General features: G+C 65.8%; 16 protein-coding genes. 9 read left to right on the top strand and 7 right to left on the bottom strand.

Annotated features, from left to right (window positions below; translation table 11 throughout):
• Nucleotides 1-3 precede the first annotated feature (3 nt).
• The 5 genes from ARTH_RS06520 to ARTH_RS06500 all read right to left on the bottom strand — a co-directional run bounded on the left by ARTH_RS06520 (nt 4) and on the right by ARTH_RS06500 (nt 10,196).
• The gene (locus ARTH_RS06520; protein ID WP_011691147.1) at nt 4-6,159 is read right to left on the bottom strand and encodes an Ig-like domain-containing protein; all 6,156 of its coding nucleotides are present in this window, start codon (nt 6,157-6,159) and stop codon (nt 4-6) included.
• A 121-nt stretch (nt 6,160-6,280) separates the two neighbouring features.
• Nucleotides 6,281-7,603 carry an adenylate/guanylate cyclase domain-containing protein gene (locus ARTH_RS06515; RefSeq protein ID WP_232223601.1) on the bottom strand — a complete coding sequence of 441 codons (1,323 nt, stop codon included), beginning with the start codon at nt 7,601-7,603 and terminating at the stop codon, nt 6,281-6,283.
• Nucleotides 7,593-8,219, bottom strand: a complete 627-nt coding sequence (locus ARTH_RS06510) for a PH domain-containing protein (protein WP_011691145.1) — start codon at nt 8,217-8,219, stop codon at nt 7,593-7,595. Before ARTH_RS06510 ends, ARTH_RS06515 begins: the two co-directional genes overlap by 11 nt.
• Nucleotides 8,212-9,255 carry a biotin--[acetyl-CoA-carboxylase] ligase gene (locus ARTH_RS06505; RefSeq protein ID WP_011691144.1) on the bottom strand — a complete coding sequence of 348 codons (1,044 nt, stop codon included), beginning with the start codon at nt 9,253-9,255 and terminating at the stop codon, nt 8,212-8,214. Before ARTH_RS06505 ends, ARTH_RS06510 begins: the two co-directional genes overlap by 8 nt.
• Nucleotides 9,256-9,305: 50 nt before the next feature.
• A complete protein-coding gene (locus tag ARTH_RS06500) occupies nt 9,306-10,196 on the bottom strand; it encodes an SDR family oxidoreductase (protein WP_011691143.1) in 891 nt (296 codons plus the stop codon).
• 206 nt (nt 10,197-10,402) lie between these two features.
• Here ARTH_RS06500 and ARTH_RS06495 point away from each other — a divergent pair, with 206 nt between their 5' ends.
• From ARTH_RS06495 to ARTH_RS06480, 4 genes are all read left to right on the top strand, one after another.
• Entirely contained in the window at nt 10,403-11,986 is a 1,584-nt protein-coding gene (locus tag ARTH_RS06495; protein ID WP_011691142.1) for an acyl-CoA carboxylase subunit beta, read from the top strand.
• Nucleotides 11,983-12,258, top strand: a complete 276-nt coding sequence (locus ARTH_RS06490; RefSeq protein ID WP_011691141.1) for an acyl-CoA carboxylase subunit epsilon — start codon at nt 11,983-11,985, stop codon at nt 12,256-12,258. The genes ARTH_RS06495 and ARTH_RS06490 overlap by 4 nt, the downstream gene beginning before the upstream one ends.
• Nucleotides 12,259-12,354: 96 nt before the next feature.
• Nucleotides 12,355-14,040, top strand: coding sequence for a DUF885 domain-containing protein (locus tag ARTH_RS06485; protein WP_011691140.1), 1,686 nt, complete (start codon nt 12,355-12,357; stop codon nt 14,038-14,040).
• A gap of 254 nt (nt 14,041-14,294) precedes the next feature.
• Nucleotides 14,295-15,725, top strand: a complete 1,431-nt coding sequence (locus ARTH_RS06480; RefSeq protein ID WP_011691139.1) for a dicarboxylate/amino acid:cation symporter — start codon at nt 14,295-14,297, stop codon at nt 15,723-15,725.
• Nucleotides 15,726-15,812: 87 nt separating this feature from the next.
• Here the strand turns inward: ARTH_RS06480 and ARTH_RS06475 are convergent, their stop codons facing one another.
• Nucleotides 15,813-16,364 carry a hypothetical protein gene (locus ARTH_RS06475; protein ID WP_011691138.1) on the bottom strand — a complete coding sequence of 184 codons (552 nt, stop codon included), beginning with the start codon at nt 16,362-16,364 and terminating at the stop codon, nt 15,813-15,815.
• 181 nt (nt 16,365-16,545) lie between these two features.
• On the opposite strand from ARTH_RS06475, the gene ARTH_RS06470 reads away from it, so the two are divergent.
• Nucleotides 16,546-17,271 carry a TetR/AcrR family transcriptional regulator gene (locus tag ARTH_RS06470; RefSeq protein ID WP_011691137.1) on the top strand — a complete coding sequence of 242 codons (726 nt, stop codon included), beginning with the start codon at nt 16,546-16,548 and terminating at the stop codon, nt 17,269-17,271.
• A 1-nt stretch (nt 17,272) separates the two neighbouring features.
• Nucleotides 17,273-19,804 carry an MMPL family transporter gene (locus tag ARTH_RS06465; protein ID WP_011691136.1) on the top strand — a complete coding sequence of 844 codons (2,532 nt, stop codon included), beginning with the start codon at nt 17,273-17,275 and terminating at the stop codon, nt 19,802-19,804.
• 122 nt (nt 19,805-19,926) lie between these two features.
• Here the strand turns inward: ARTH_RS06465 and ARTH_RS06460 are convergent, their stop codons facing one another.
• Nucleotides 19,927-21,255 (bottom strand): HNH endonuclease, encoded by a 1,329-nt coding sequence (locus ARTH_RS06460; protein ID WP_156810778.1) that lies wholly within the window; start codon nt 21,253-21,255, stop codon nt 19,927-19,929.
• Between the two features lie 521 nt (nt 21,256-21,776).
• Here ARTH_RS06460 and ARTH_RS06455 point away from each other — a divergent pair.
• The 3 genes from ARTH_RS06455 to ARTH_RS06445 all read left to right on the top strand — a co-directional run bounded on the left by ARTH_RS06455 (nt 21,777) and on the right by ARTH_RS06445 (nt 25,270).
• The gene (locus ARTH_RS06455) at nt 21,777-22,463 is read left to right on the top strand and encodes a Maf family protein (RefSeq protein WP_011691133.1); all 687 of its coding nucleotides are present in this window, start codon (nt 21,777-21,779) and stop codon (nt 22,461-22,463) included.
• A 124-nt stretch (nt 22,464-22,587) separates the two neighbouring features.
• The gene (locus ARTH_RS06450) at nt 22,588-24,441 is read left to right on the top strand and encodes an acetyl/propionyl/methylcrotonyl-CoA carboxylase subunit alpha (RefSeq protein WP_011691132.1); all 1,854 of its coding nucleotides are present in this window, start codon (nt 22,588-22,590) and stop codon (nt 24,439-24,441) included.
• 97 nt (nt 24,442-24,538) lie between these two features.
• Nucleotides 24,539-25,270: a glutamine amidotransferase gene (locus ARTH_RS06445; protein WP_011691131.1), complete on the top strand. Its 732-nt coding sequence runs from the start codon at nt 24,539-24,541 to the stop codon at nt 25,268-25,270.
• The last annotated feature ends 33 nt before the right edge of the window (nt 25,271-25,303 follow it).

The raw sequence follows: 25,303 nt of genomic DNA, 5'->3' as shown, positions 1-25,303 counted from the left end.
CCGTCATGAACATTGCGGGATTCCGTGACTCTCGGGTTCGCCCAGGGTGGTATTGCCGACCTGGATGGTCCGGCCCACGAAGCGGCCGTCAGGATGGGTGTTGATGCGGTACCACTTATAGGTCCCGCGGGCGTCAGGCACAGTGCGCCACATGAAGCAGTTGACCGTGAAGGACGGACCGGAGCCGTAGATCCAGGGATAGCCACGGATGACACCGTCGCAGGTATGTTCCGCGTTCGTCGGCGACCGCCACGAGGTTTGCCCTGAGGCAGGCGCGTCCGTGCACGTGCGGTAACCGTTGACCGCGGCATCCCAATTTGTCTTGGCCGGGCCGGACTGGGCCGTGGCTTCGGCAACGGGCCCGCCGGTGCCCACGGAGTTGACGGTCTGCACCTGAATCGAGTGCCGTTCGTCAAAGCCGCCGGTGTTCACCGTCCGCGTTCCGGACGCCGCGACAGTTTCCCAGCCCCGGCCATCGATATTGATCCGTGTGTAAGCGACGTCGTTCGTCGCCGTCGATGGTGAGGACCAGCTGAAGCTAAGGGACTTCTGGTTCTGGCCGCCGTTCTGGCCCGACGCCGACGGCGTTCCCGGCGCACCGTACGGCGTGGCCCTGGCTGCAGCGCTGGCGTCCGAGCTTGGGGCCACAGTGGAGTTGGCCACCACGGTGATGGACGTGGCATCACCATTGGTGAAGCCACCCACGGTTTGCCCCGGCTTGATGGGGCCGCCTTGGCCGGTGCTGGCGTTGTAGCTGTAGCTGACTTCACCGTAGGCAGAGCCGTTGCGTTCGGCAGCGGTCAGCTCCTTGAAGTTGACGGTCACCTTCCGCCCTGCTCCCCCGGTGTCTGCCGGGGTAACGCTGACCCCCGAGACCTGGCCGAGTTTGCCGGTGGCGCGCCGCGGCGCGGACGGCGGGCTAACGGCACCCTTTCCCGCTTTGTTTTCGGCCTGCACCGTAAAGGTGTACTCAGCTTCGGAGTTGTTTGCCGTGAAGTTTGCGGTGCGCACTGTCCCGGCTACGGTCTGGGTCTGCGGCGCGCCGCCGCCTCCGCTCATCGTGACGAAGTAGTTCCTGATCGGATCACCGTTGGTGTCGGGTTCCGACCAGTTAACGCGCAGCTGGTTCGTGGTTCCGACAGCTGAGGCCACGGCAGACGTCGGCGCGGCTGGAGCCGCGGGTACCCCCGCAGGATTATCTTCGGACGAGTAGATGCCCCAGTCGGAGGGGCCAAGCTCGTTGACGGCCTGGGCACGGACCTTGTAGCGCACGCCGTTGGTCAGTCCCGGCCAGGTGTAGTTCAGGCCGGTGACCCCGTTCTTCACGGCAACCCCGTTGGCCGGCGGCGGCGAAATCTCCAGGTTGTAGCCCTTGACGGCTGAGCCCTCGGTCTTCGCCGCAGGCCAGGCGATGACCATGTTCTTGTCGCCGGCTTTTACCGTGGGTGCCTCCGGAGGCGAGGGCTTCTCATCCGGCCTGATCTCGTTGGACGCCACCGATGCCGCCGAGACCCCCACTTCGTTAGTGGCAGTGACGGTGAAAACGTACTTGACGTCGTTGGTCAGGCCACTGAGCGTGCAGGTGGTGGTGGCGCAGTCCTGGCTGAAGCCGCTGGACGTGACAGTGTACTTGCTGATGGCCGCCCCGTTGTCGGAGGGCGGGGCCCACTTAAGAACGGCGGTGCGGCTGCGCACGTCCGTTGCGGATGGGGCCGACGGGGCATCCGGTTTGTCCCGGACGGTGACGCGCACACGGCCGCTTGCCTGCCGGGAGGGGTCCCCGGTCTTGTCCAGCACGGTGTAGCGAATCACCATGATTCCCTTGGAGCCTTCGGCGGGGGTGACGGTAATCGAGTCCCCGTTCACGGCAGGAGCACCGGCGGCAGAACCGGTTTCAACCATGGCAGAGATGATCTTGAGCGGGTTTTCCTCGAAAGGATTGAAATCATTGGCAAGGACGTTGATGGTCTCGGTCCGGCCGGCGTTGGCATTGTCGATGACGTCCTCGTTGGCGGCGGGGAGCGGCCTGTTGGAGGCGACGACGGTCGCGGTCACCGCAGCCTTTACCGCACCGGAGCGGCCGTCCGTCACCCTGAGCGGAATGATCCCCTTGCGACCCGCGGCCATGCCGGAGTCAGCGCTGACCTTGAGCGTCTGGCCCTCAACGGTTGCCTTGAAACCTTCCGGCAGTGTGCCGTCCAGCTCGAAGGTGAGCTTCTCCTGGTCCCCGTCGTCAACGTCCTTTGCCAGGTTGCCCAGGTCCAGGCTGGCAGTTTCGGCCAGCGGCACCTCGAGGTCGGTTCCGCTGAACGTGGGCTCGTGGTTGGCGTTGGGGTCCGGGATCACCCGGGTGATGACGGTCAGCGTGGACTTCAGCCCCTGCGGATCGTCCGGACCGGAACCATCCGTCACTTCAAACGTGACAGAGCCAGGCCCCACGTAGTCACTAAGCGCCGCGTAGCGCAGCGCGTTTCCGTTGCCGGTGATGATGTTCCCGGGGTCCGCTCCCTGGACGCTTACCTTGTCCGCCTGGGTGATCCGGGCGGTGCGTCCGTCCCGTACGCGGACGTACTCGCCCAGGTCGATGGTAGCTTCTTTGCCTGCCATCACTTCCAGGACGTCGGTGCGGGCCAGGGTGGGGCGTTGTTCCCCTTGACCGGGAACCCAGATGACCGCCGTCGCGCTTTGGCCGTCGACGTCGGTGACGGTGTAGGGGACCAGCTGGTCCTTCGGGGCGAGGGACACGACGACGGTGCCGTCACCTCCGACGCGCGCGTTCGGATTGCCGTCCGGCAGGGCGACCTTGAGTTCGGCGGCGACGCCGTCGGGGTCCGAGTCGTTCTTGAGGACCGGGACCTCGACGGCGGATTTGCCCAGTGTCTCGGCTGGCGTGACCACATCGTCCTGCGCGACCGGGAACTTCAGGGCGGAGTCGGGACTGACCCGGACCCGGATCACGGCGCTGCCCTGGGCCTTCTTGTCATCCTGGATCTTGTAGCTGATGCTTTCGTTGCCCGCGGCGCCGGGTGCCGTGAGCAGTACTTTCCCCCCGTCTGCGCTCTCGACCCGGAGTTCGGGGCGTGCCTCAAAGCCGTTGGCCACCAGGCCGATGGGGTCCCCGTCAGGGTCCGAGTCGTTGCTGAGCGCGTCGACGGCGATCTGGCGCCCTGGCCGGACATCCACGGCGTCATCCACCGCAATGGGCTTCTGGTTGTTGGCCTCCGGCGGGGCAATGCCGACAATTACGGTGCCGGTGTTCTCGGCGCCGATCCGGTCCCGGACACGGTAGGTGAAGGTGTCGGTGCCGGCGGCCGTTGCGGTAGCAGTGAACTCGAGGTACCCGTCCTTCACCACGGCCGTTCCCATTGCCGGAGCCTTGTCCACGCCGATCAGCTGCACGGAGTCGCCGTCGGAATCGATCCCGTCCAAGGGCACCGGCATCCGCACCACCATGCCGGCCACCACGCGTGCGGTCAGGTTCTTCGGCTCGGGGCGGGTGTTCCGTTCGTCATCGCGGGCGCGGATGCGGATGGTGACCTGCTGGGAGTCCGACTGCCCGGATTCATTGGTGACCTTGTAAATCGCATAGACAGTCTTGGGAACGTCCCCGGCGATGAAGCGCAGGGTCCCGCCGGAGCGGAACATGCGGCCGTCGGCGTCGTCGGGCTTCTGCGCCAGTTCGGGTTCAAGGGTGAGCTTGCCGCCGTTGGGGTCGGTGTCGTTCTCCAGCACAGGAATGGTGACAACGTCGCCCGCCCGGACCGACACCTCGTCCGGCTTGGCCTGCGGGGCCTGGAGCTTGGCCGGTGCTGGAACCACCAGCACGGCAATGTCCCCGCTGGCGGAGGCCTTACCGTTGGAAATCGTGTACTTGACGTTGAGCTGCCCTTCTGCCCGGATGTCGGTGATCCTGATGACCGAGTGGTCCAGCACCGATGCGCTGACCGGCTGGCCCTCGGCCGCGGTGACGGACTGAACCACCAGCACCCCGCCCGAGGGGTCCGAATCGTTGCCGAGGACGTCCACCAGCACATTGCCGCCGCTGGGCAGCAAGGCGGTGTCGCGGACGGCGACCGGGGCGCCGTCGCCGTTGCCGGGAACGACGTCCACGCGTACCAGTTGCTGTGCGCTGGCCGGGCCGTTGGTCACGAGGTAGGTCACATAGTGTGCGCCCTCGGCAGTGGAGTTGAAGGTGAAGGTCTGCTGGTCCGCTCCCATGGTGGCAGTGGAGTTTCCGTCGGGAGTGACCTGCGCGAGACGGAGCGCTCCGCCCTGCGGGTCCGAATCGTTCTTCAGCGGCGCCATAACCGTGTCCACGCCGGCGACGGCGACAATGTGGTCTGCGTTGGCGATCGGCGGAAGCGCTCCCGGGGCGCGCACGTCTACGGTGACTTTGTCTTCGGCAGTGGACTGGCCGTCGGAGACCGTCACGGTGACTACTTTGCGGCCGGGCTCGGAGCCGGCGTCCTGGAAACTGAGCAGGCCGTCCGGCCGGGCCTTGACCTGGTCGCGGGGGTCGCTGCCGCTGGCACTGACCACGTAAAGGTCGTCGCCGTCCGGGTCGATCCAGTCGGTCAGGATGTTCTGGCTGACGAGCTTGCCGGCCTGCACTACGAGGGTGGTGTTCCGGTTCGGCTTCCGGCGGGGGGCCGAGTTCTCCCCCGGCGGAATGATGTTGAGGGTGACATCGGAGGAGGCGCTGAGGCCGCGGCCGTCGTCCACAGCGTATCTGAACGTCTCGGAGCCGGTCTTGTCCGCCGGTACGCTGACCTGGAAACCGGTGGAACCGTAGATAGGGGCTAGGAGCCCGGAGCTGATCGCATCCGGGGCGCGGACCGTGAGGATGTCGCCGTCGGGGTCGGTGTCGTTGTCCAGGACTGGGAGGATGGCGGTCTTGCCTGCGCGGACTCCGAAGGTGTCCGGTTTGGCAACCGGCGCACTGTTGGGCTTGGTCCGGTCCGGCAGCACGGTCTGCTGCACCTCGTCCGCGGAATCCTTGTCCGCGTCATCCGAGGTCTGCTGCGGCGGGACGACGTCGTCCCAGTTGTTGACCAGCTGCATGTTCTGGTTCACCAGCCACACATTGCCCGAGTTCACATCGTTCAACACCACCAGGTCCCGGTTCACCCGGAACACATACGACGGCGATGCACTCGCCTTCGGCACCTCAACGTTCTTATCATCAGCATCATTCACACAGTCACGGACATACTTATTCGCCCCCGACCACGCCGCATGAACACACCCGCCCAACTGCACCGGAGCCGCCGGAACACCCTCACCGTCAAAGGACACCGTCTTCGCCGCCGAACCATCCAACGGCTGCTTCAACAACGCCTTCCGCGTCGCCACCGCAACAACATCCGACGCCGGACCGGACTGCTGCAACTTCGCATCCCGCGCGTTCTCCAAATCCAGCCCACGACCGCCCGGCAGGAACAACTTCCCCCGCCCCGCATCCAGGACCACAGGCTTATCCCCCACCACCGCCAGCTGCAGATCACCGGCACCCTTCAGCCCGTCCCACGTGCCCGACTCCGAAGACACCACCTCACCATTGGCATCAACAGCCGTCACAGTCACAACACCCGTCTTCGGATCCGCACTGTAAATCCGGTCATCGGTCCCGACAGCGGACACCAAACCCTCCGAACCAACCAAAGCAGGCTCAGTAGCCTCCTCATCGAAGCCGTTCACCGTGGACGGCGAAAGAGCCCACACCTTGCCCTTGGCCGCATCCGTCACCGAAATCACAGCGGAACCGAAACTGACATCAGCCGAACCCGGCAACTGCTTATCCCCGCCCAGCTGCATATTCGCCGGCGACACCTGATTCAGAGTCGAGCCGGTCTCATCGTCAACAAAGACATTCCCGGAGTTCTGCAGGATATCGAACGTGGTACTCGCCGGCGTCACCGCACCATCGAGGACACGCGACGGATAATTCAACCGGCCAACAGCATTCTTCGTCTTACTGACCACCCACACACCGCCGTCGTTCAACTCCACCTCAGTGGTCTTGAACCCCGGATAAATAATCGCACCAGCCACCAAAGCAGCACCCGCCACCGCAAAAGCGGTGGCTCGGAGAATCCCCGCACGCCGACGGTTCGGCGTCGGTTCCGATTTGGGCGTCACGGATCGAAATGGCCGTTTCATTACTGGTTTTCCCCCACGAGAAATGCATTCCGGGCACGCTGAGACCCACTGGAAACGTAGCCGGGTCAGTCCGACTATGTCATAAGACCATCAAATGTAGAAACCCGGACGGTCCGGGGCATCAGTCCAGGACGAGGCCACTGCCGCTGCCGCGCTGCAGCAGGACCGGGTGGATTTCGCCGAAGCCGCGGACTTCCTCGGCCTTTTGCGGCACCAGCACAAACCGCTCGTCGTGTTCCAAGGCGGCGGCAGTCATCGAGTCCACCAGCACCGTGCCGGGGTCGGCCAGTGCCGTCAGCCGGGCGGCGAGATTAACAGTGGGCCCGTAGATGTCGCCCAGACGCGAGAGGATCCGTCCCCACACCATGGCAACCCGGGCCTCTGGCAGGATCTCGTCCTCGGTAAAGGCCTGTGACAGGGCGAGGGAAATCTCGGCACCCGCCGCAGGCGTCTCGGCAATATAAAGGACTTCGTCGCCCACTGTCTTCACCAGGCGGCCACCGCCTACCGAGATGATTTCGGCGCACTTGTTTTCGAAACGCTGAACCAGCTGGGCGAGCGTCTTCTCGTTCATGCGCCTGGAGAGGCTGGTATAGGAGACCAGGTCGGCAAAGCCCACTGCCCTCGCGAGGGGCAATGGCGCGTCATCCTCATCGCCTTCGCGGCCCTCTTCACTCGCCTGCAGTCCGGCTTCGGCCCGCACGGCAAGACGCTGGACACCAGCGTTGAGCTGCCGGCGCCAGGAGTAAACGAGCATTTCCTCGAGGGCGTCCACGAGGGACGGGAGCTGATTGACCAGCCGCTTGCGGGCCACAGCGTCCGACACGCCCTGCCGGTGGACCATGTCCTCCACCAGGGCTTCGATTTGCCACACCACCATCCGGTCAGTCATCTGCCCGATGGCACGGGTCACCGAGATGGCCGCCTCTTCGGTGAGCTTCCCGGCGCGGACCAGGTCCACCACGGTGGACAGCGCCGCCTGGTCGCGTTCGGTGAAGGCCACGTCCTCGTCGCCGAGGTTGGGAAAGCCCAGGGCGCGCCACAACTTGCGGGCTGACAGCAGTGACAGTCCGGCACCGGCCGCCACCTCGCGGCGGCGGAGCTTTCGCTCACCGCCAAGGAGCCTGGCTTCGAGCGCCTTGGCTGCGAGCCGTTCGGCGGAGAGTGTCCCGGTGGGGGGTGCCTCAGTCGGGGATGTTCCCGCCGGAGCCGGATCGTAGGGGGCGGGGTCGTGTGGTATCGGCTGGTGGGTTGCCGACGGCGTGCCGGCGGGGTCCCCGGCTACGGAGGTTTCGAGCAAGGGCGCCTCCACCGAAACTGTGTCCAGCGAGGCATCTTCCAGCACAGCGGCTTCAAGGGTGGCGGTTTCCACTACTGCGTCCGGCGGTGAGGGCATCTCGGACCGCTCGGCCTCGTCCACGGGTCCGGCATTCTCAACGCTCATCTCTTCCACCTTCTCTCGAATCCCACTGCTCTCCCGCTTCCCGCGGCCGGTAGTACTGTGCTTCCCCGGCTAGTTGCCGCGCCCGGTCTGCCTCGAAGACCACACCGGGTGGCAGGTCATCGATGGCATCGAGAACGAAATTCCGGAACCTCACTGCCTCCGGCACATCCGGGATGACGGCATCCGCACCCTGTCCGGTATCCAACGATATATTCCCGGACCGCAATATGCGTTGCCAGAGTGACTGACTGACGCCTATGTGATGGACGTGAGCGAGCGGGATCTGGATGTCCCGCCTGCGCAACATGCCATAACGGGCAATTATCCGCCGGCTGGTCAGGACGTACTGCGTAGCGTGCCACCGGAGCACGCGAGGCAGGCAGTACCCCAACAGTATCCACGCGACGGCCCCGGCGCACACTGCGACGAGCCAGAACGTCCATTCCCCGGTGATCAGCGGAACCAGCCTGGCTGGCTCGCCTTTCACGATCCAGGCACTGGCGAAGGCGCCCAGGGCAGGAGCAACGATGAACAGCAGCCCCGGAAAAAAGAGCTTCCGGGGCTGCGGCCGGGTCACAGTGATGACCTGTTCACCCGGCAGGAGGTCTTTACGCATATCCGCTTTCGGCGGTGCCCGTGCCGGTGCCCGTTTCGGTTCCTGAACCGCCGCCTGTGCCAGGCGGGGTCCACGGCCGGAGGTGGACGACGTCACCGGCCGTCACGACGTGTTCGTGCCGGGCCGAATCGACCACTAGGAGGGAACCGTATTCGTCCAGGCGGGAGGCATGGCCGATGATCTCGTGGTCACCGGGCAGTTGTGCGCGCACTTGCTTGCCGAGGGTGGTCATGACCGACTCGACCCGCTTGTGCAGCGAGGGTCCGCCTGCCATCCCGGCAGCGGGGTCGCCGTCGGCATTGCAGAAGTTTCGATAGAGCGCGGCAAACCGCGAAAGGTAACTCTTGAGGAGTACCGTGCGGTCCACGGTGCGGGCATTCTCCAGCAGCACTGACGTGGCCGTGGGAACGGGAAGCTCCCCTGCAGTAAGGGTCACATTGAGCCCCGTGCCCAGAATCACCGGCGGAACGGAGCCGTCCCCCATGGGTCCAAGCTGCGCCAGGATGCCCGCGATTTTCCGGCCGCGCACCATCACGTCGTTGGGCCATTTGATTTCGGCCGGTATTCCTGCCGTTTCCAGGAGTGCCTCACGCAGCGCAAGCGCGGCGAGCAGCGAGAACCAGGAGTAACTGTGCGTCGGCAGCGGCCGTCCTTCCGCGTTGACCGGGCGGAGGACGATCGACACGGAAACGGAGCTCAGGGGCGGCGCCTCCCAGTGGCGGTCCAGCCGGCCGCGGGCCGCGGTCTGGTGCTCCGCCGTCAACACCGAAAGGTCCGGCCAGGCGCGGGGATCCACGGTCACACCCTGCAGGAGGTCCGCGTTGGTGGAGCCTGTCGAGTCCACCACCGTCAGCTGCGCTATGCCGTTGGCGGACAGGAATTCCTCACTGCCCAACTCGGCCCTGTTGAGACCGACGCGGGGAACCGCGTCCGGCTGGGCAGCGGAAGGAACGTCGGGGTTCCGCCGCTCCGGGCCGGGCTCGGAAGACTGCGTGTTGTTCGGGTCCTGGCCGTCGGCAGGCTGTGGGGCGTCCATAGTTGAATCCTACCGAGTTGGCGCGGCTCAGGCGGCGGGCCGAGGTGTTCTCAGAGGAAAATGTCAGGGACCAGCCGGTCCTCCGGCGCGCCCAGGCTGTACGGGGAAAAATCAGCAACTCCCGCCGCGGAGAGCACCTGTTCATCCGTGTAGAAATTGCCGCTCGGCGAGCCGCCGCCTGCCTGCAGGTTGCCTCCCGTCAGCACGGCATGCGCCGCATCCGCCATGATCTCCGGCCCGCGGGCGGCCTTCACCATGTTCTCGCCGCCGGGCATGTTGCGGATGGCTGCGGTGTCGATCAGGGTGCAGGGCCAGAGTGAGTTGACGTTGATCCGGTCTTCCTTGAGTTCTTCGGCCAGGCCGAGCGTGGTGAGGCTCATTCCGTATTTGGCCATCGTGTAGGCAAGGTGCATGCCGGCCCATTTGGGATCCAGGTTCAGCGGCGGCGACAGGGTGAGGATGTGGGCGGACGACGAACGGCGGAGGGCAGGAAGCGCGAGCTTGGAGAGCAGGAAGGTGCCCCGGACATTGATGTCCTGCATCAGGTCGTAGCGCTTCATGTCCACGGCGTCCGTCTTGGACAGGTCGATTGCGGAGGCATTGTTGATCACAATGTCGATCCCGCCAAAGCGTTCGACGGCGGCGGCAACCGCCCCGGCGACGTCTTCGTCGTTGCGCACGTCGCCCACGATCGGGAGTGCCTGGCCGCCCGCCGCCAGCAGCTGTTCCGCAGCGCTGAAGACCGTCCCTTCCAGTTTCGCGTGCGGCTGGCCGGTCTTTGCCATCAGTACTATGTTGGCGCCGTCACATGCGGCGCGGAGGGCAATAGCCAGGCCGATCCCGCGGCTGCCGCCCGACATCAGAATGGTGCGGCCCTGAAGGGAACCGGCGGCCTGGTACGGCCCTGCGGCGGTGCCCGAAGCATCGTTGCTTGAAGTCATAGGGACACTCTAGCCGAAGTATGTTACCGGCGAGTAACATACTGGTCGCTGTCTCTCAAGGGCAGAAAATTGTAGGTTTTCTACAGCGGTCCGGGCCAATAGCGTCACTAGACTAGCCAACAGGGTCCTGTTTTTGTGCGGAAGCTACTTAAGCGCCGTTGCGACACAGTGCCAGCGACCATCAGCTACAGAGCCGGAGACACTTGATGAGCCACGATCTGACCACGACAGCGGGAAAGATTGCCGACTTCCGCGACCGCCAGGCGCGTGCCGAGCAGCCATCCGGCCCCGAGGCCATCGAAAAGCAGCACGCCCGCGGCAAGAACACCGCGCGTGAACGCATCGACCTCCTACTGGACGCGGATTCCTTCGTGGAATTCGACGCCCTGGCCGTGCACCGCTCCACGGCCTTCGGCATGGAAAAGAAGAAGCCCCTGGGCGACGGACTGGTGTCCGGATACGGCACGGTGGACGGCCGCCCCGTGGCCGTGTACAGCCAGGACTTCTCGGTCTACGGCGGTTCACTTAGCCAGGTTAATGGCGAGAAGATCGTCAAGGTGCAGGAATTCGCGTTGCGCAACGGCTGCCCGGTAGTAGGCATTCTCGACGGCGGCGGCGCACGCATCCAGGAAGGCGTCGCCTCCCTGGCCATGTTCGCGGACATCTTCCGCAACAACGTCCATGCGTCCGGAGTGGTCCCGCAGATTTCCCTCATCATGGGACCCTCGGCCGGCGGCGCGGCCTACTCCCCCGCCCTGACCGACTACGTGGTCATGGTGGACAAGACCTCCCACATGTTCATCACCGGGCCGGACGTGATCAAGACCGTCACCGGCGAGGACGTTGACATGGAAACCCTGGGCGGTGCGCGGCAGCACAACGCCAACACGGGCACGTCCACATACCTGGCTGCGGACGAGGCGGACGCCATCGAGTTCGTCCGCGAACTCCTGGACTTCCTGCCCTCCAACAACCTCGCCGAGGCTCCGGTGCAGGAACACCAGCAGGATCTGGAGGTCGACGACGACGATCTCGCCCTGGACACGCTCATTCCGGATTCCGCCAACCAGCCCTACGACATGCGCAAAGTCGTGGAGCAGATCGTGGACGACGGCCATTTCCTCGAGATGCAGGCACTGTACGCACCCAACGTGATGATCGGCTACGGCCGGATCGAAGGGCACACTGTAGGCGTCGTCGCGAACCAGCCCATGCAGTTCGCCGGCACCCTGGACATCTCGGCCTCGGAAAAGGCCGCGCGCTTCGTCCGCCACTGCGACGCCTTCAACATCCCCATCATCACGCTGGTGGACGTGCCGGGCTTCCTTCCGGGCAAGGACCAGGAATTCCAGGGAATCATCCGCCGCGGCGCCAAGCTCCTGTATGCCTACGCCGAGGCGACCGTCCCCAAGCTCACGGTCATCACCCGCAAGGCATACGGCGGGGCCTACATCGTGATGGGATCCAAAAAGCTCGGCGCCGACCTTAATCTGGCCTGGCCCACGGCCCAGATCGGCGTCATGGGCGCGCAGGGCGCCGTCAACATCCTGTACCGCCGTGAGCTTGCCGCTGTTGCGGAGGCCGGCGGCGATGTCGAGGCCAAGCGCGCAGAGGTCATCCGGCAGTACGAGGAAGAGCTGCTCAACCCCTACCAGGCGGCCCAGCTTGGCTATGTGGATGCCGTTATTGCACCCTCGGAGACCCGGGTACAGATCATCAAGGGCCTGCGCGCCCTGCGGGACAAGCGCGCCAGCCTTCCCGCCAAGAAGCACGGAAACATTCCGCTGTGAGCCCGGACGTGGAGCCGGCCGCAAAGGCGGCGGTTGAACCCGCGCAGACTCCGGACGGAAGCGGCGCCGAGGCCGCGGAGCCGCTGTTCTCCGTGGTCAAGGGCAAACCGACCGACGTCGAACTCGTGGCGTTGACCGCCGTCGTGCTCTCCCTCGGCAGTGCCGAGCCGGAAGGCGAGGCCAAGCCCAGTGTCCGCCACTGGGTGCGCCGGCAGCAGCTGCGCCTGGCCCCCGCCCCCGGGCCGGGAGCCTGGAAGCGCAGCCGCGGCTGACGCGCAGCCGGGTGGCCGCCGTCGCGGCCGTCCGCTGACACACCGAAAAGTTCAGTGAGTCTTTCATAACCGGGTTTGCCCCGTTAGTCTCGGGGGGTGACTACCGAATCCGCAGCCTCCGCGCGCCCCCATACAGCCATCGACGCCGTCGCCGACGGCTACACGGACACCCTGATACGGCTCAATCCGAGCTTCGCCACAGTGCTGGGCGTACCGGGCCGTGAGACCGAATTCCAGGACTTCTCGCCGGCCGGCATCGAAAGGTTCATGAGAGCGGCCACGGAAGCGCTCAACGCACTTGACGGACTGGAGCCGGTGGACGACGTGGACGCCGTAACGCTCGACGCCATGCGCGAACGGCTGGGACTGCAGTTGGAAATCCACGCATCGGGCTGGGATGCCGCCGAACTGAACAACATCGAATCGCCGGCACAGACTATCCGCTCCATTTTCGACCTGATGCCCACCGACACCGCCGAACACTGGGAGCACATCGCCGGCCGTGCCCACAGCGTCCCCGGAGCGATCGACGGTTATATCGAGTCGCTGCGTTCCGCAAAGGAGCAGGGCAAGGTCTCCGCTGCCCGGCAGGTGGCCATCGTCATCGAGCAGGCCACCAAATACGCCGCCGTGGACGGCTTCTTCGCGAAGAAGGCCGCCGGCGCAAAGACCCAGGACGGCCCGCTTTCCGCGGAACTGCGGGCAAAACTTGACGCCGGCGCTGCCGCGGCCAGCGCAGCCTACGTGAAACTGGCGGACTTCCTCTCCGCCGAGCTGCTCCCCGTGGCACCGGCCAAGGACGCGGTGGGCCGGGACCGCTATGCACTGGCGTCCCGGGCATTCCTCGGCGCGACCGTGGACCTCGACGAGACGTACGCCTGGGGCGTCCAGGAACTCGAGCGGCTCATCGCCGAACAGGAACGCGTGGCCAACGAGATCCGGCCCGGCGCTTCCGTGGCGGAAGCCAAGGAGATCCTGAACAGCGATCCCGCCCGGCAACTCAAAGGCACCGACGCCTTAAAGGCGTGGATGCAGGACCTCTCGGACAAGGCCGTGGCGGATCTCGCCGGTGTTCACTTCGAGATCCCGGACATCATGAAGACGCTCGAATGCCTGATCGCCCCCACGGACGAAGGCGGCATCTACTACACCGGCCCTTCCGACGACTTCAGCAGGCCGGGCCGGATGTGGTGGTCCGTACCTGCGGGCGAGGACACGTTCACCACGTGGGCAGAGACCACCACGGTGTTCCACGAAGGCGTACCCGGACACCACCTCCAGATCGCTACGGCCGTCTACCGCCGGGAGCTGCTCAACAAGTGGCGACGCAACGTCTGCTGGACGTCCGGCCACGGCGAAGGCTGGGCACTGTACGCCGAGAAACTGATGCAGGAACTGGGTTACCTCAAGGACCCGGGCGACCACATGGGCATGCTGGACATGCAGCGCATGCGTGCGGCGCGTGTGGTGTTCGACATCGGCGTACACCTGGAGCTGGAGGTTCCGGAACGCTGGGGCAGCGGCACCTGGACACCGGACAAGGGGTACGGCTTCCTGAAAGAGAACCTGGCGATCAGTGAGGGCCAGCTCAATTTCGAGTTCGCCCGCTACCTGGGATGGCCGGGCCAGGCGCCGTCCTACAAGGTGGGCCAGCGCCTCTGGGAACAGATCCGCGCCGAGCTTGAAGCCCGCCCCGGTTTCGACCTGAAGGCCTTCCACACCAAGGCCCTGAACATCGGCTCCGTGGGGCTCGATACCCTCAAGCGCGCACTGCTTGGGTAATCCCCGTCCCCGTGCGTCCCGGAGGGACGGACGTCCTCGGCGTGCTGCTCCATCGTCGCTTTGACGCACGCTGCCGGATGCCCGTTCCTCCGTTCCGCGCGAGACGTTTGCCACACGGGTGCCGGGAATAACTTCACAAAAGTGCCCGCCTACGCGATTTTCTAGGGATTTTCCGGCTGCCCTTGGAGTTTATTCCCGTAATATTTCTCAACATCCGTTCGTCGTGATAACTGCACCGGTCCTAGCGTGTTCGGGTGAGCACTCAAACCAGCACCCCCTCCCCCGCAGGAAACACCGGCTTCCGGCTGCCCAAATGGGCCGGTTCATTCGGCTTCCAGATCATCGCCGCCCTGATCGTGGGCCTGGGCCTCGGCCTCCTGGCCAAGTACACGGGCAGCACCAAGGCGAGCCCCAATGCCCTCGGCGCCACCCTGCAGACCATCGGCTCGAGCTACGTCTCGCTGCTGCAGACCGCCGTGGTTCCCCTCATCTTCACCGCGGTGGTCAGCTCGATCTCGAACCTCCGCCAGGTGTCCAACGCCGCAAAGCTGGCGTGGAACACGCTCCTATGGTTCGCCATCACGTCCCTGATCGCAGTGCTGATCGGCATCGGCCTGGGTGTGCTGCTCCAGCCCGGCGCCAGCACCGGCATCACCCAGGAAGCCAAGTACTCCGGCAAGTCCGGTGACTGGTGGGCGTTCCTGGTCGGACTCTTCCCCAAGAACTTCCTGGGCCTGGGTGCCAGCTCCACCGTTGCTGAATCAGGCGCCGTGACCACCGCGGTCAGCTTCAATGTCCTCCAGATCCTGGTGATCGCGATCGCCGTCGGCGTGGCCGCCCTGAAGGTGGGCAAGGCAGCTGAGCCGTTCCTGACCCTGAACGCTTCCGCCCTCGCCGTCATCCAGAAGGTGCTGTGGTGGATCATCCGGATCGCCCCGCTGGGCACCGTTGGCCTCATTGGCAACGCCGTGGCCGTCTACGGCTGGGACACCATCGGGTCGCTCGGCAAGTTCACCTTTGCCATCTACGTGGGCCTGGCCCTGGTGCTGTTCGTGGTCTACCCCGTCCTGATCCGCACCCACGGGTTGTCCGTCAAGCAGTATTTCTCCGGTGTCTGGCCCGCTGTGCAGCTGGCCTTCGTTTCCCGCTCTTCCGTGGGCACCCTGCCGCTGACCCAGCGCGTCACCGAGCGCAGCCTGGGCGTCCCCCGGGCCTACGCCTCCTTCGCCGTGCCCCTGGGCGCCACCACCAAGATGGACGGTTGCGCCGCGATCTACCCTGCCATCTCGGCGATCTTCGTCGCCCAGTTCTTCGGCATCCAGTTGGACTTCAGCCAGTACCTGCTGATCGCCCTCGTCTCCGTGCTGGGCTCCGCCGCGACTGCCGGTACCACCGGCGCCGTCGTCATGCTGACCCTGACGCTCTCCACGCTGGGACTGCCGCTGGCCGGCGTCGGCCTCCTGCTGGCGATCGATCCGATCCTGGACATGGGCCGCACGGCGGTCAATGTCGCCGGGCAGGCGCTCGTCCCCACGATCGTTGCCAAGCGCCAGGGCATCCTGGACGAGTCGCTCTACAACGCACCGCGTAACGGCGACCCGTTCGCAGACGACTCCACCGAGGCGGTTGCCGATCCGACGGCGGCTGCAGTGGACGGCCGCGAACTTGCCGACGCGAAAGCCTGATATCAGGCTTGGTTAACGACGCCGCAGTCCCCCGGGATGTTCCCGGGGGACTGCGGCGTTTCAGTATGTTCGGCTAACCGGGACGCCCTAGTGGCCCCCGCCTCCGATCACGCCGTTCTCCACGGCCTTAGTGACGGCGTCCGCTTCCGCCTGGGTGAGCTTGCCGTCCGCGACTGCCTTGTCCAGCCGGGTTTTGAGTGCCGCAGCGCGCTCAGACTGCGCCTCCGTGCGCAGCTCCTCGAGTGCGGCAGTGACCTTGGATTCCTCAATGCCCAGTGACTCCGCGAGGGATTTGGCCAGGGCCGCTTCCATGGCTTCCCTGTCCGGCTTCGTGCCCTCGGCTGGACGTGTGGCCGGCTTGTTCGCGTCACGGAACGTCTTGAGCGCCTCGGTGACCTTTGCCTCGTCAACACCGAGCTTGGCAGCTAGCTCCGATGCCTGCACGCCCCCTCCGTGTCCGTGCCGGCCGCCCTTGTGCCCGCGGTCGTGGCCGTCCGCATTCGTATTGGCCGACGCGCTGGTCGACGGAGTGGGCGTTGGCGTGGTTGCGGCCGACGCAATCCCGCTGATGCCGATCCCGGCCCCGACAACCAGGGCAGCGGCTCCCAGGCCGAGGCCCAACTTCTTCCTGCTTGACATGGCACGTCTCCTCGATCTGCCGCAGCAACTTTGCTGCTTCCGTTGGTGGCTACAGTTCGCCTACCTTCCTCAAGGGTGCGGCATTCACTTAGGGAACAGCTGTCATCCAGCTGTCAGGAAGCTGTGAATCGGGCTTACGACAAACTTGCACAGAGTGTAAAAATGCACGTAGTGTAATGCCGTGACCCCTTCACAGAACGCGCCAGGCCAGGCTTCCGGCGCCACCGCAACACCCTCGCGACGTGAACTCAACAAGGCGGCAACGCGCCAGGCCATTACCGATGCCGCCCTCCAGCTTTTACGCAGCAAGGGACCGGGTAACTTCACGGTGGAGGACATTGCCGAGGCCGCCGCCATTTCCCGGCGCACTTTCTTCAACTACTTCAGCAGCACGGAGGCGGCCCTGGCAGCGGTGACCCACGGTTTCCTGGACCACGCCCTTGCGCAGTTCCGGCTGCGGCCAGCCCACGAGCCCATCCTGGAGTCGGCCCGGGCGGCCCTGATCCAGCTTGCCGACCCCATGACCGTGGCCCCCATGGCCGAGCTGTACAGCCTGGCGCAGTCCAACCCGCAGCTCAACCGCTCCGAACTGGAAGCATGGGACCACTGCACCGCGGAAATCATCGACGCTGCCCGCGAACGGTTCGCCCAAACTCCCGGTGCGGAATTCGACGAACTTTATCTGCGCGCGCTCGCCGGTTCCCTCATCTCCTGCGGCAAGGCTGCAATGGATGTCTGGTTCGCCCGGTGCGGCGGGTCCCTCACCGCGGACTCCCTCTCCATCCTCAGGCAACTCCTGATCGATTCCATGAGCATGCTGGGCTCCGGATTCGCCCGCCCCGAAACGCCCCAGGCCAGCACCACGGCCAACAACTCCACCGCCACCCCTTTCGCAGATCGGCTCTGACATGGCACTTTTGCTCTACCGCCTCGGCAAGTTCTCCTACCGGCACCGCTGGCTTGTCATCTCCGTGTGGCTCGCCGTCATGCTGGCCGTCGGCGGCGCGGCTGCGGCCTTCCACGGCACCCTGTCCAACAACTTCCAGATCCCGGGCACCGAGACGCAGCGGATGGCGGACAAGCTCAAGAGCGACCTCCCCTCGTCCTCCGGCGGCTCCGCGAGCGTTGTGTTCGAAGCCAACGACGCACAATTCAGCCAAGCCGGGAAGGACGCCGTCACGGCTGCGCTGACCAAGCTCAAGACCCTCCCCGACGTCCAAGGCACGGTCGACCCGTTCGCCACCCAGGCACAGCTGGACAAGGCCGCCGCCGACCTCACCGCAGGCAAGGAGCAGTCTGCTGCCGGCAAGGCCCGGCTGGAACAATCCGCAGCCGAACTCGCCGCAGGGAAGGCCCAGCTGGAAGCTGCCGAACAGCAGATGGTGGCCGCAGGCCTGCCGCCCGCCGCGATCGAGGCACAGCTCGGCCAGCAGAAGGCAGCGCTTACCGAAGGCCAGGCAAAGCTCGACGCCGGCACAAAGGAACTGGAAGCCGGCGAGGCAAAGCTGGCCCTTGGCACGCGCGAGCTCGAGGCCTCGAAGGGCCTGCGTTTCGTCTCCGAGGACGGCAAGGCCGCGATCGCGCAGGTCCAGTTCAAGACGTCGATCAACGGCCTCGACCCCGAGGTCCGCCAGGAAGTCCAGGACATCGTCAAGGAGGTGTCCGCCGCCAACGTCACCGCGCTGCCCAGCAAGGAAATCAGCGAGGACATCTCCGAACTCTTTGGCACAGCCGAGATCATCGGCATCGCCGTGGCAGCCCTGGTCCTGATCATCATGCTCGGAACCCTGATCGCTGCCGGGCTTCCGCTGCTCATGGCCGTCGTCGGCGTGGCCGTCGGCGTGGGTGCCACGTTCGCCCTGAGCGGCGCCTTCGACATGAGCTCCATCTCCCCGATGCTCGCGCTAATGCTCGGCCTTGCCGTCGGGATCGACTACTCCCTGTTCATCGTCAACCGGCACCGCGGCCAGCTGCTCTCCGGAATGGACCCGGAGGAATCCGTGGCGCTGGCCACGGGCACATCCGGCAATGCCGTGCTCTTCGCCGGCCTGACCGTTATCATCGCACTCGCCGCCCTCGTGGTCCCGGGCCTTCCGTTCCTGGCCGTGATGGGTCTCTCGGCCGCAGCAACGGTGGGCGTCGCCGTCGTCGTGGCCCTGACCCTGACGCCGGCCGTACTCTCCCTCGTGGGCCGGAAACTGATCTCCAAGCGGGCCTGGGCCAAGGCTGCCAGGCACAATGCGGCCCCCGGCCACGAAACCGAGGACCGGGCCAGGGACGAATACCGCAGCAGCCACGGCTGGGGTGGCATCGTCACCAACCACCCGTGGCTGGCCCTGCTGGCCGGCGTGGTGCTGCTCGGAGTCATGGCACTGCCGGCGAGCCAGCTCCGGCTTGCTTTGCCTGACGCCAGTTCCGAGCCGGTCGCCTCACAGGCATTCAAGGCCTACGACGTCACCAAGCGGAGCTTCGGCGAGGGCATGACCGGCCCGATCATCGTGGTGGGCGACCTCCCTGAGGGACTCAGCGAGGCCGACGCGCAGGCCAAGCAGTTCGACGTCGCGGACATACTGCGCGAGACCGGGAATGTCACGGCCGCCGTGCCCCTGGCCCTGAGTGAGGACCGCCGCACCGCAGTGTTCCAGGTCATCCCGAATGAAGGCCCGGCCAGTGCGAGCACCGTTCAGGTGGTCTCCGAACTGCGCGCCGAAAAGGACCAGATCAAGGATTCCACCGGCGTCAGCATCGGCCTCACCGGCCAGACCGCCGGCAACGTCGATGTGTCCACCAAACTCGGCGACGCGCTGCCGCCGTACCTGGCGATTGTGGTGGGCCTCTCGTTGATCCTGCTGCTGCTCGTGTTCCGTTCCATCTGGGTGCCGCTGCTGGCCACCGGCGGGTTCCTGCTCTCGCTTGCGGCTGCGTTCGGCGCGGTCGTTGCCGTTTACCAGTGGGGCTGGCTGGGGATGGTGTTCGGCGTCGAAAATCCGGGCGCTGTGCTGAGCTTCCTGCCCATCATCCTGATCGGTGTCCTTTTCGGACTCGCCATGGACTACCAGGTGTTCATTACCTCGGGCATGCGTGAATCGTTCATGCACGGCGAATCGGCAAAGCACGCCGTCCGGAGCGGTTTCAGCCATGCCTCTGCAGTGGTCACCGCGGCCGCCATCATCATGGTCAGCGTTTTCGCCGGCTTCATCTTCTCGCATCTGAACATGGTCCGGCCGCTCGGCTTCGCCATGGCCTTCGGTGTGCTGATTGATGCCTTCGTGGTCCGGATGACGATCGTTCCGGCCGTGATGTACCTGCTCGGCGAAAAGGCCTGGTGGCTCCCGCGCTGGCTGGACCGCATCCTGCCGGACGTCGACGTGGAGGGCACGAAACTCCGGAAGGATGAGACCGCCGTCGTGACAGAAGCGGAAGAGGTCGGCGCACGCTGACAGTCCTCTTCGAGTCCGTTCCGGCCCGCCCGCTGATCACCCGATCGGCGGGCGGCCCTGTTTCTGTGCCCGTGTCATGAAAAGCGGTCTTGAGCGGCCGTTTCTTGCGGCCCGTGTCGTGTTTACGCCGCGCATGGAGCACCGCGCAGCGACCGAACGGTTCGCCTGTGTATCTTGGCGCGATGTCGAAGCTCTTTCCGTTGGCGAACCCCTTCCGGCTCTCCGGAGTCGGCGGCCGGGCTGCCGCGTTGGATTCCCGGCAACGGCGGTGCAGTGGATCGGTAGCTGTGGCCGGTGGGCGTTGTCAACCGGATGGCATGCCTCGCCCCACCCTTGGCGTTTGGCGCGTTCAACGGGTGAGCCTTCCAGCCCGGCGCTTCCTTAGTGTGGTTGCAGGCCTCGCAGAGCCCGGCGCCGTTGTCCAGTGTTGTGGCTCCGCCGCCGTGCCAGGGGACGACGTGGTCCAGGTGGCGGATGGGGGCGTCGCAGAAGGGCGTGCGGCAGGTGTCGTCGCGTGCCTCGATGAAGCGGCGGAGTCCGGCGGGGAAAAGCCGGGCGCGGGAATCCATTGCCACCAGCTCGCCCGTGGCAGGGGCCGTGTACAGACGACGGATCCAAGTGTTGAAGGCTTGATCCCGGATAGCAGGCGCAGCTCCGCCACGGTCAATGATGTTTCTGGCCCAGCCGCTTGGGACCACACCGTAGCCGGGGAGGCGTGCCGGTTCGCTGTCACCTTGAAAGAGGGCCCGATCAGTCATGACGAGCTGGATTTCGATGCCTGTAAAGCCGCCCGGCGTCCCGGTGACGCGTTCGACCAGGTCATCGGCCATGATTTGTCCGCGAGAGCGAGGGTCTCCGCTGCTGCGGACAGACTCCGCGTTCAGGACAAGGGCAGCGTGAACGGCGACGCCCGCCGCGACGGGCAGCAGGGCGGTCAGGTAGCACATGGTGTCAGGAGCGGGACGAAGGCTGACGTGGCGTTCGGCTGCGGCGTGACTGGCCCTCCGGGTGACACAACGGGGGTCACGGCGGTAAGCCGCGGCTCGGACCGCGGCGATGATTCGGCGGTCCCCTGCCCCGTCAAAGGCGCCGGTGTCGGGGGCGAGTTCCTCGTCCACGGCGCAGCGGTCCTCCGCCGACAGGCAGGCGGTTTCGCGCACCAACAACGTGGCCCGCCACTCGTTCAACTGCCCGGTCTCCAGGGCTGCGAGGGTCCGGGGCATCTCGGTCACCATAGCTTTGGCAAGGCCCAACAGCCGGCTCCCGTTAGCCGGGGATTCGCGACGGGCGAGCGCGATCTGCGCTCCGACACCTGCCCCGCATTGGTCTGCGGGTGCTCCGGCAGCAGACCGTTGGCGGCGCTGCTGCTGGTCAAATGCGACAGCCAGCCGGGCCTGGCGGGCAGCGAGGGCAGACTTGTGGTTTTCCAAGGCCCGGATCTCATCAATCAGCCGGGCACCGTCCCCCTCAAACGCATCCCCTGCAGGCTCACGCCACCGGCCGCAAGCACAACAGCACTCCACTGCTGCCGGTACCGCTTCGGACCCCGAATTCCCGTCCACAGGTCAAGTGTCCCTCTGGGCTGTGACATCAATTGTTCTGGCACCGGCTGCCCTGGTGTCCACCGCTCTGGCATTAGCTGCCATAAGACGAATCACGGCATGCCGAAGCCGGTCAGCCGCTCGGGATGCCATCGGCGTGGTACCCACCCCTGACGTAGCGGTGGGCGCATGGCTCAGCACAGCTGCCACTTCGAGACGCGTCCTGACACTGCTCAGCAAACAGTCGAGCATCGCCTTCAGACTTTGAAGATCGTATTCATCGCGTCCGGCCATTGCTGGTTCCCCCTGCGGTCCCTGGTTCCCGTCCATGAACCAACTATCCAGCCGACCTCCGACAATAGGCCGAGCGCTAAAGACCTGAGCGAAAAGACCGAGCGACAATGCGACTCAGGGGGAACTAGGCTGGACCGGTGACCCGCCTCATTCTTGCCTCCCAGTCCCCCGCACGCACCAAGCTGCTGAGCCATGCCGGCATCCGGCACGAAATCCTCGTCTCCGACGTGGATGAGGACGCAGTCCAGGCCCGCTACGGCGTCACGGACCCGCACGACACCGCCCTGCTTCTGGCACGAGCCAAAGCGGAGGCCGTGGCCTCACTGCCCGAGGCGGAGGGTGCTCTGGTGCTCGGCTGCGATTCCGTCTTTGAGTTCGACGGAGAGGCACACGGCAAGCCGTACACGGCCGACGTCGCCAAGGAGCGGATGCTGCGCATGAGCGGCGCCATGGGCGTGCTGCACACCGGCCACTGGCTGGTGGACTGCCGCGACACCGAGCTCGACGACGACGCCGACGGCGACTCCGCTTCCGGCACGGGCGCCACGCTGGGCTCCGTGACCTCCGCCGAAGTCCATTTCATGGACATGAGTGTCGAAGAAATCGACGCGTACATCGGCACCGGCGAGCCGCTCCAGTGCGCTGGCTCCTTCACGATCGACGGTTACGGCGGGGCCTTCATCCGGAAGGTCGACGGCGACCCCCACACCGTCGTCGGACTTTCCATTTCCACCCTTCGCGGGCTGCTGGGCCAGGCGCAGGTGGGCATCACCGAACTGTGGACCGGCGGCGCCATAGACCCCGCCGATGTCCGCGCGGAGTGAGGCAATTCGCAGCTCTTTGTAGCATCCCTACAAAGGTCCGGAGCTTTACGCGCGGAATCCGCAAGTAATATCGGCGGAACCCTCAAAATCGCGCTAGGCTCCCTGAAGGAAAGAAGGAGACGCCTTGTCAGCAAATTCGGAGCAGTCCGCAAGTCCAGAGCAGTCCACCGCCCCAAGCCACGCAGGTGCCGCCCTGACGAGCTCCAAGCGGCTGAGCAAAGTCCTCATCGCCAACCGCGGTGAAATCGCTGTGCGCATCATCCGCGCCGCCCGGGACGAAGGCATCGCCTCGGTGGCCGTCTACGCCGACCCGGACCGCGACGCCCTGCACGTGCGCCTGGCGGACGAGGCCTACGCACTGGGCGGCAACACCGCTGCCGAGTCCTACCTCGTGATGGAAAAGCTCATCGAAGTGGCGCACCAGAGCGGCGCCGACGCCATCCACCCGGGCTACGGCTTCCTGGCCGAAAACGCACAGTTCGCCGCCATGGTCATCGGTGCGGGCATCACCTGGATCGGCCCCTCCCCGGAGGCAATCTCCGCCCTCGGCGACAAGGTCCAGGCCCGGCACATCGCCGAAAAGGTGGGTGCACCTCAGGTCCCCGGCACCGCCGATCCCGTGGAGTCCGCGGAGGAGATCCTCGAGTTCGTGGACAAGTTCGGCCTGCCCGTGGCCATCAAGGCGGCGTTCGGCGGCGGTGGCCGCGGCATCAAGGTGGCCCGCACGCGCGAGGAAATTCCGGAGCTGTTCGAATCGGCCGTCCGCGAGGCTGTGGCGGCGTTCGGGCGCGGAGAATGCTTCATTGAGCGATTCCTGGATGCCCCGCGGCACGTCGAAACCCAGTGCCTGGCGGACGCCTACGGCAACGTCGTGGTGGTCTCCACCCGCGACTGCTCGCTGCAACGCCGCAACCAGAAGCTGGTGGAAGAGGCGCCCGCGCCCTTCCTGACCGAAGAGCAGAACCGCCGCCTCTACGAGTCGTCCAAGGCCATCCTCAAGGAGGCCGGCTACCTGGGCGCCGGAACGTGCGAGTTCCTGGTGGGGCAGGACGGCACCATCTCATTCCTTGAGGTCAACACCCGCCTCCAGGTGGAGCACTGCGTCTCCGAGGAAGTGACCGGAATCGACCTTGTCCGCGAGCAATTCCGGCTGGCCCGCGGCGAAAAGCTCGGCTACGACGATCCCGAGGTCCGCGGACACTCGATCGAGTTCCGCATCACCGGCGAAGATCCCGGCCGCAACTTCATGCCCGCCCCCGGCACCATCACCACATTGAAGAACCCCACCGGCCCCGGCGTCAGGATTGACTCCGGCGTGGAGCAGGGCGACGTCATCAGCGGGAACTTCGACTCGATGCTCTCCAAGCTGATCGTCACCGGCGCCACCCGCGAGCAGGCACTGCAGCGCTCCCGCCGGGCCTTGGAGGAGATGGTGGTCGAGGGCATCCCCACCGTCATTCCCTTCGACCTCGCAGTGGTCACCAACCCCGACTTCGCCCCGGCTGAAGGACCGTTCAAGGTCCACACCCGCTGGATCGAGACGGCGTTCGTCAACAACATTCCGGCGTGGACGCCTGACGGCGCCGAAGGTGAAGCTTCCGACGCCGGAGACCGCCAGCGCGTTGTCGTCGAGGTGGGCGGCAAACGCCTTGAAGTGGTCCTTCCGGCGTCGCTCGGCTCGTTCAGCACCGGCGGCGGCTCGGGCAAACCGGCCAAGGCCAAGAAGCGTTCCCGCTCCGGCGGACCGGCGGCTGCTGCGGGCGGCAACTCGCTGACCTCCCCCATGCAGGGGACCATCGTGAAGGTGGCCGTCGTGGAAGGCGACCTTGTTGCCGAAGGTGATCTCGTCGTCGTGCTCGAAGCGATGAAGATGGAGCAGCCCCTCACGGCCCACCGCGCGGGCACCATTACCGGCCTGGCCGCCATCGCGGGCGAGACGGTTTCCGCCGGTGCCGTGATCGCCACTATCGAGGACTAGGCCTGCGCCGGCTCCGTCCCGGCCGGCATACACAGCATTCCACGCCGCCCCCGGCGCGCCCATGGCGCCCGGGGGCGGCTCCATGCACACTTAGCGTGTGAAGCCATTTCTACTTCTTGCATCGCGTGCCGAGGACCTGGCTGCCGAGGAGGAATACGAGGCCTATCTGCGCTATGGCGGACTTGTGCCGGCGCAGCTGAGGCGCATCCGGATGGAAGCCGGACCCATGCCGGATCTGGACCTGTCCGATTACTCCGGGGTGATCGTAGGCGGCAGCCCCTTCACGTCCAGTGACCCGGCCGACCATAAGAGCGCGGCCCAGCACCGGGTGGAGCATGAACTGCGCCTGCTGCTGGACCGTATTGTGCCGGCGGATTTCCCGTTCCTCGGCGCCTGCTACGGGGTCGGTACGCTGGGCCTGCACCAGGGCGCGGTCATTGACCGGACCTACGGCGAGGGTCTGGGCGGCACCACCATCAGCCTCACAGCGGAAGGCCTGCAGGATCCCCTCCTGCGCGGACTGCCGGAAAGCTTCACAGCCTTCACCGGCCACAAGGAAGCCGTCAGCGTCCTTCCTTCCCACGCGGTGCTCCTGGCCAGTTCCGCGGCCTGCCCGGTGCACATGTTCCGGATCAGGGCCAACCTGTACGCCACGCAGTTCCACCCGGAGCTCGATGCGGACGGTCTGGTCACCCGGATCGACATCTACCGACACGCGGGTTACTTCCCGCCGGAATCGGCGGAGGTGCTGATGGAGGACGCCCGGCAGTTCACCGCGGCGGAACCGATGAAGATACTCAGCAACTTCGTGGAGCGCTACGCAAGGTAGCGGCCGCAAACAACAAAAATGCCCGGCACCCCG

Origin of the sequence: Arthrobacter sp. FB24, assembly GCF_000196235.1 — a bacterium.
Lineage (GTDB): Bacteria > Actinomycetota > Actinomycetes > Actinomycetales > Micrococcaceae > Arthrobacter.
The sequence above is the reverse complement of the archived record's forward strand: the minus strand, read 5'-3'. Positions and strand labels throughout refer to the sequence as shown.